Source organism: Sphingomonas sp. 8AM (genome assembly GCF_902506455.1).
In the GTDB taxonomy this organism is placed as follows: domain Bacteria; phylum Pseudomonadota; class Alphaproteobacteria; order Sphingomonadales; family Sphingomonadaceae; genus Sphingomonas.
The window spans coordinates 653,189-660,314 of sequence record NZ_LR733844.1; the positions used below are offsets into that span (position 1 = coordinate 653,189).

4 protein-coding genes are annotated in these 7,126 nt (G+C 67.7%); 2 read left to right on the top strand and 2 right to left on the bottom strand.

The window, feature by feature from the left end:
• Window positions 1-149: 149 nt before the first annotated feature.
• Window positions 150-3,242: a hybrid sensor histidine kinase/response regulator gene (locus tag BACI71_RS03340; RefSeq protein ID WP_159755018.1), complete on the bottom strand. Its 3,093-nt coding sequence runs from the start codon at window positions 3,240-3,242 to the stop codon at window positions 150-152.
• A gap of 76 nt (window positions 3,243-3,318) precedes the next feature.
• Complete coding sequence (locus BACI71_RS03345) at window positions 3,319-5,205, bottom strand: M61 family metallopeptidase (protein WP_159755021.1); 1,887 nt, start codon at window positions 5,203-5,205, stop codon at window positions 3,319-3,321.
• A 142-nt stretch (window positions 5,206-5,347) separates the two neighbouring features.
• Between BACI71_RS03345 and BACI71_RS03350 the strand changes: the two genes are divergently transcribed.
• Window positions 5,348-6,355 carry an SDR family oxidoreductase gene (locus BACI71_RS03350; RefSeq protein WP_159755024.1) on the top strand — a complete coding sequence of 336 codons (1,008 nt, stop codon included), beginning with the start codon at window positions 5,348-5,350 and terminating at the stop codon, window positions 6,353-6,355.
• A gap of 78 nt (window positions 6,356-6,433) precedes the next feature.
• Window positions 6,434-6,808 (top strand): response regulator, encoded by a 375-nt coding sequence (locus BACI71_RS03355; protein WP_236552793.1) that lies wholly within the window; start codon window positions 6,434-6,436, stop codon window positions 6,806-6,808.
• Window positions 6,809-7,126 lie beyond the last annotated feature (318 nt).

Below are 7,126 nucleotides of genomic sequence, written 5' to 3' on the forward strand. Positions count from 1 at the left end.
TGGCCGCATCATAACGGCAACCCCAACCGTCATTGCGAGCGTAGCGAAGCAATCCAGAGCCGGACCAGGACGCCCTGGATTGCTTCGCTACGCTCGCATTGACGGTCGGTACGTCGTGGCCAGACCGCTCCGCGCACCCGGCGGAGAGCCTACACCTCGCCCTCGCGCGCCTTCTCGCGCACGCTTTCCCCGCTCAGCAGCGCCAGCAATTCCCGCGCGCTATATGGCTTGGCGAGCAGGTGCATGTTCGGCTCCTCCACCTCGACCGCGCCGATATCGCCGCTCGCCACCACGATACGGATCCCCGGATGCAGCTCGGTCGCGCGCGCGGCGAGTTCCAGCCCCGACGTTCCCGGCAGGTGCACGTCGGTCACCAGCACGTCGATCGGCGCGGTCTGCAACGCCGCCATCGCTTCCTCGGCGCTCGCGGCATCGACCACGACATGCCCGGCCTCCTGCAACACCTCGGCGGTGGCGCTGCGGATCAGCGCATCATCCTCGACGAGCAGGATCGTTCGCCGCTCACCCGCTGGCTCCGCAACACGCGGCACCGGTTGCGGACGCGGCGCGACGCTTTCGCGGCGTTGCCCCTGTTGGGCGAGCACATGCCGCACCTTCCGCGCCAGCGCCTCGCGCGTGTAGGGCTTGGAGAGCAGTTCGACGCCCGCATCCAGCCGCCCGCCGTGGACGATCGAATTCTCGGTATAGCCGCTGGTGAACAGCACCGCGAGATCGGGCAACCGCTCGCGCGCCTTGCGGGCCATTTCCGGGCTCTTGAGCGTGCCCGGCATCACCACGTCGGTGAACAGCAGGTCGATCGAGATGCCGCTCTCGACGACGCTCAGCGCGCTTTGCGCGTCGACCGCCTTCAGCACGCGATAACCGAGATCGCCCAGCATCTCGACCACCGTCGCGCGGACCTCGTCGTCGTCCTCGACCACCAGCACCGTCTCGCTGCCGCCGACGGCCGGGCCGTTGTCGAGCACCACCTCGACGTCCTCGCGCTCCATCGCGCGCGGCAGATAGAGGCGGATCGTGGTGCCGTGCCCCGGCTCCGAATAGATGTTCACGTGCCCGCCGGATTGCTTGACGAAGCCATAGACCATCGACAGCCCCAGACCCGAGCCCTTGCCCTCCGCCTTGGTGGAGAAGAACGGCTCGAACACCTGCGCGGCCACCTCCTCGGACATGCCGCAGCCGGTGTCGGTCACCGCCAGCATCACATATTGCCCCGGCTCGACCTCGTCGTGGCGGCGCGCATAATCGTCGTCGAGATGCGCGTTCGCCAGCTCGATCGTCAGCTTGCCCTGCCCCTCCATCGCGTCGCGCGCGTTGATCGCGAGGTTCAGCAACGCATTCTCGATCTGGCCGGGATCGATGAAGGTGTTCCACAGCCCGCCGCCGAAGATCGTCTCGACCTCGATCCCCTCGCCGATCGCACGGCGCAGCATGTCGTCCATTCCGCGCACGAAGCGCGTGACGTTGACGACCTTGGGCTCCAGTGCCTGCCGCCGCCCGAACGCCAGCAATTGCGCCGCCAGCCGCGACCCGCGCGACACCCCCGCCAGCGCGTTCGCCACCCGCGTCTCGGCGCGCTCGTTGCCCGCGATATCCTTCTGCAACAGCTGGAGGTTGCCCGAGACGACCTGCAACAGATTGTTGAAATCGTGCGCGACCCCGCCGGTCAGCTTGCCGACCGTCTCCATCTTCTGCGCCTGCGCCAGCTTGCGCTCGGCGGCGTGGCGCGACGCGATCTCCTCGATGACGCGCGTTTCCAGCGTCTCGTTGAGCTGGCGGAGCTGATCCTCGGCGCGCTCGCGGTGGCGCACCTGCCGCTCGAGCTGCTCGGCATGGTCGCGCAGCGCGGCCTCGGCAGCGCGCTGATGCGTGATGTCGGTATGGACGCCGACCCACTCCGCGACCTCACCCTTCGCATCGATCCGCGGCACCGCGCGCACCGCGAAGGTCCGCCACGTTCCGCAATGGCGGCGGACGCGATGCTCGAAGACGAAGGTCGATTTCGACTCCACCGCCTTGCGCCACGCCGCCACCGACGCCTGCGCATCGTCGGGATGGACCGCATCCGCCCAGCCATAATCCTGATATTGCTCGGGCGTCTGCCCGGTCAGCATCGCCCAGCCGAGCTGTTCCCCGACCATCCGCCCCTCGGCGTCGTTGGTCCACAGCACACCGTGCATCGCCTCCATCGCGGCGCGGAAGCGCGCGTTGCTGGCGTGGAGCGCTTCCTCGCGCCGCACCCGCTCCTCGACGTCGAGCACGATCACCTGAAAGCCGAGCACCGCGCCCTGCTCGTCGAAACGCGGCAGGTAACGAATGTCGGCACGCCGCCACGATCCGTCGCCATGCTGGATCAGCGAGTCCTCGACGATCGTCTCGCCGGCCAGCGCACGCTCCATCGCGGGGCGGCGGCGCTCGAAATTCTCCGCGCCGATCACGTCGCGGGTGTGCCGCCCGATCACATCGTCCGCGCCGATCCCGAACCACTCATAATAATGCTGGTTGGCATAGCGATAGACCAGATCGCGGTCGATGAACGACACCAGCAGCGGCAGCGCGTCGGTGACGGTGCGCAGCTCGCGCTCGCTGGCGGCGAGCCGCCGTTCCAGCAACAGTCGCGCGGTATTGTCGATCACGGTGCACAGCACCCCGCCGGCCTTGCCGTCGCTCTCGATCACCGGGGTGTAGAACAGATCGAAAAACAACTCGGTCGGCTTGTCGCCGCGGATCAGCGTCAGCGGCTGATCGCGAAAACTGACGACCTCGCCCGACAGGCCACGGTCGATGATGGCGCGGTTCCACGCCTCGATCTCGGGGAAGACCGCAGCGACGGGCTTGCCCATCCCGCCCGGGTGACGCGCACCCAGGATCTCGCGATAGGCATCGTTGTAGAGCAGCACGCCGTCGCGCCCCCACATCAGCACCTTGGGCACCGGCGAGTTGACGACGTTCGCCACCGTCACGCGCAGCGTCGGCGACCAGCGCTCGACCGGGCCCAGCACATGGCGCGACCAGTCGCCATCGCGGATCATCGCGCCGCATTCGCCACCGCCGACCGGCCAGCCGCGCAGCACCTCACGCGGCGATCCGCCATCGCGCAGCAGCTTCAACGCGGTGCGCACCACCTCGCTGGCGTTCCCATAGTCGCCGGTCGCCAGACTGTCGGTGACGAAGGCTTCCAGCTCGGGAGTCAGCGAGACGTTGCGCGATTGACGTTGGGCCATGTTGCGAATGTCTGCCTCGCTCCACCCTGTGTCAATGAGTGACACACGACCGCATGACCTAGGTTGAGCAGGTTAATTATTCGTCAACCCAATTGGCGCGGAATGTACGCTGCTTGCCGCTCAGCGTGCCGCCGGTCGCCTCCACCCGCACGATTTCCACGCAGGGATCGGCAAGCGCGCGAACGCTACGCTGCTGCTCGCCGCCCTGGCGAGCGAACCGTATCGCAACCGTCGCGCCCGGCGTCAGCCGGTCCAGCGCGGTCGTCCAGCCGGCGGGATCGGTGATCGGCCCACCATTGACGGCGATGATCCGGTCGCCTGCATCCAGCCCGGCGGCGTCGAGCGGTGAGCCCGGCACCGGTGCGGCATTGAGCATCACCCCCGCCGGCATCGCACTGACCCCGCCCGCGCCGATCCAGCCGTGCTGTGGCGCCGCCGCACGCAGCACCAGCCCGGCCTGCGCGAGCAACGGCGTGAAGTCGGGCAAGGCGTTGCCGACCACCGAGCGCGCGAAGAACGCGTCGGCGAAGCCGGCATCGCCGGTCACCGTCGCGACCGCACGGCGCAGATCGTCGGGCGCATACGGCCGCTCGGCCCGTCCGAAGGTTTGCCACAGGTTGCGCATGACATCGTCGAGCGAGCGCTTCGGGAAGCGCTGTCGGATCGAAAGGTCGAGCGCCAGCGCCACCACCTGGCCATAAGAGTAATAGGACAGGAAGACATCCGGCGCGATTGGATCGACCGAGGTCGCGGCGTCGGCGAACGGCGCGCGCAGGCTCATCTCCTGCGGCCCGCCGTTGCGTCGCGCAGGCGAGAACAACACGGTATTGAGCGCCCCTGCGGTCGCCTTCGCCCAATTGTCGATATCGGTCAGCCCGGCCCGGCGCAGCATCAACGGACCGTAATAATTGGTGACGCCCTCCGCGAACCATAAAGACGGCGTGGCATTGGCCCGCGTAAAGTCGAACGGCTCCAGCTCGCGCGGGCGCAACCGCTCGACGTTCCAGGCATGGAAGAACTCGTGCGAGATCGTCGAAAGCTGTCCGGCGTTGGTGCCGTCAAGCGGGGTCGGCGTGGTCACCACCGTCGAGTTGCGATGCTCCATGCCGTCGCCGGAGATCTGCGGCGTATAATCGGCGAGGAACGTATAATTGCCCTGGTCGAAGCGCGGCCATTCGCCGAACAGCTTGCGGTGCTGCGGGATCAACTGCTTGACCTGCGCCGCAAGCCGGTCGACCTCGGCGGGGCTGCCGTCGTGATGCACCGCCAGCCGGATCGTGTAGCGCTGCTTGCCCTCCCCGACCGGCCATTCGCGGATCTCCTGCCGCGCGACCTCGATCGGGCTGTCCATCAAATATTGCAGGCCGGGCGCCGCAAAGGTGTTCGGCTGTCCGGCGACGGCCGGCAATTGCGTCGCGATCGTCCAGCCGGCGTCGGGCGGCACGATCCGCACCCGCACCGGCGCGGCGTCGAAGCCGCTCGCCCACATCAGCGTCGCGGGCGGGTTGAGGTGCGCGTGCTGCGTGTCGATCTGGACATAGGTGCCGTCGCCACGATTGCCGAACAGCGTGTAGCTGACCACCACCGTCCCGTCGTGCCCGGCGACGCTCCAGCCATAGGGATCGCTGCGCGTCAGCGGCAACGGCCGCCCCGCGCCATCGCGCGCGGTTACCGCAAAGACGTTCTTGGCGAATTCGTGGAGCGCGTAGCGGCCGGGCGACGAGCGTGCCATTTGCACGCGCAACGGCCCCGCCGGCACGCCGCGGAACGTCGCCACGATCTGCGCGCGATGATGCGCGGCGTCGGGGAAGGACAGATCGTACCGGACCTCCCGCGATTCCTGCGCCGCCGCTGGCATCGCGAGCACCAGCCCGCCCGCCATCATCGCCCCGATCGTCCGCATCGCCATCTCCTTCACCATGCCCTTCCAGCACGCGCCGCGCGGATCGGCAATCGCCCGCACCGCCCGCGAATCTTCATCGAAGGTGAACCGATGACGACACGGCGGGTTAAAGAGGCAAGGTTCGCGATATAATGGAATGACTTACGATGCCTGATCCGCGCCAAGCTCCTCCGCGTCCGACACTCGCGACGGAGGCGACGCGATGAACCCGACGCTCAAGCCACTCGCCGATCAGGTCATGCTCATCACTGGCGCCAGCTCCGGGATCGGACTGGTCACCGCGCGGCTCGCTGCGAAGCGTGGCGCGAAGGTGGTGCTGGTCTCACGCGATGGCGATGCACTGGTGCGGATCGTCCGCGAGATCACCGACGCGGGTGGCCACGCTGATTTCGCGATCGCGGACGTCGGCGACCTGCGCGACGTCCAGCGCGCGGCGACCAAGGCCGTCGAGCGCTTCGGCCGCATCGACACCTGGGTCAACGATGCCGGCGTCGCGATCTACGCCAAGTTGCTCGACACGCCGATGGACGAGCATGAACGGCTGCTGCGCACCAATTATTTCGGCGCGGTGCACGGCTGTCTCACCGCGGTCGAGCATCTGCAGCGCGCCGGCGGCGCGCTCATCACGATCGGCTCGATCGTCTCCGACATCCCCAGCCCCGGCATGGGCGCGTATGCAGCCAGCAAGCATGCCGTGAAAGGCTATGTCGATTCGCTGCGGATCGAGATTATCGCCGATCGGCTGCCGATCTCGGTGACGCTGATCAAGCCAGCGGGGATCGACACGCCGATTGCCGACCATGCCGCCAATCATCTCGACGGCGCGGCGCTGCTGCCGCCGCCGGTCTACGATCCCGAACTCGTCGCCGAGGCGATCCTCGACGCCGCGCAGCATCGTCGCCGCGACGTGACGGTGGGCGGCACCGGCCGCTTGCAGGTGCTGACTGCGCAGCATTTCCCTGGCCTCCTCGACCGGCTCGGCCCGACGCTGTTGCCGTGGCTGCGCGACCCGAAGCGCGCGCCGAGCCGCCACGACAATCTCGCCGCGCCCGTCGCCAACGGCGAGGAACGCTCGCAGGATCAACACGGTCGCCGCCTCAGCGTCTACGAGACCGCCGGCCGTCATCCGCTCGCCACGGCTACCGCCGCGGGCGCGGCAATGGGGCTCGCCGCTCTGGCCTTTTTGGGTCAGCGGCGGGTTGACCGTTAAGCAGAGAGGCGGAATGTTCGTGGCAATCGCTATAAGAGGGTGTGCCGCTTTGTCCGACGAACGATGCGATGCGATGACATGAGCGACGGGGCATCCACCACGGTACTGATCGTCGAGGACGAGCTGTTCGTCCGCATGATCGGCGCCGACGCACTGGAAGAGGCAGGCTATTCGGTCATCGAGGCGGCCTGCGCCGACGAGGCGCTGGCGGTCCTCGAAGAAGCCGACAATGTCGAGGTGCTGTTCACCGACATCCGCATGCCCGGCTCGATGGACGGGCTGAAGCTGGCGGAGGTGGTGCACCAACGCTGGCCCGCGATCCGGATCCTGCTCACCTCCGGCGACACGCGCCCGTCGCGCGACGATATCCCCGACGATGGCCGCTTCCTCGCCAAACCCTATCGTTTCGAGAGCCTGTCACGCGAACTGACGACGCTGCTCGACAGCCGCTGACGATCCTTGCCATCGCCAGTCCGGATTCAATTCGGGACGGTCAGCCTATCAAACACCTTCCTGTTCGTACCCCGGCGAAGGCCGGGGCCCAGGTGGGAGACGTTTGTAACTGGCTGAACGTCTTTCCCAACTGGACCCCGGCCTTCGCCGGGGTACGCCTTGAAATGGCACGAACCGGGACTTTGGCGGCGGGTTCGGATGACCGAAGTTCAGCTAGGGAAGCCGCCCTCTTCACCTCCGCGCCTCTGCACCTCCGCGCCTCCGCGCGAACAATCCTTCCCGACAACGCGCCGCCAGCGCCCCGCCCCACCCTTGCGC

Coding starts and splice junctions, on each gene's coding strand:
- BACI71_RS03340 (WP_159755018.1), bottom strand. CDS start 3,242: ATGGCCCAACGTCAATCGCGCAACGTCTCGCTGACTCCCGAGCTGGAA.
- BACI71_RS03350 (WP_159755024.1), top strand. CDS start 5,348: ATGAACCCGACGCTCAAGCCACTCGCCGATCAGGTCATGCTCATCACT.
- BACI71_RS03355 (WP_236552793.1), top strand. CDS start 6,434: ATGAGCGACGGGGCATCCACCACGGTACTGATCGTCGAGGACGAGCTG.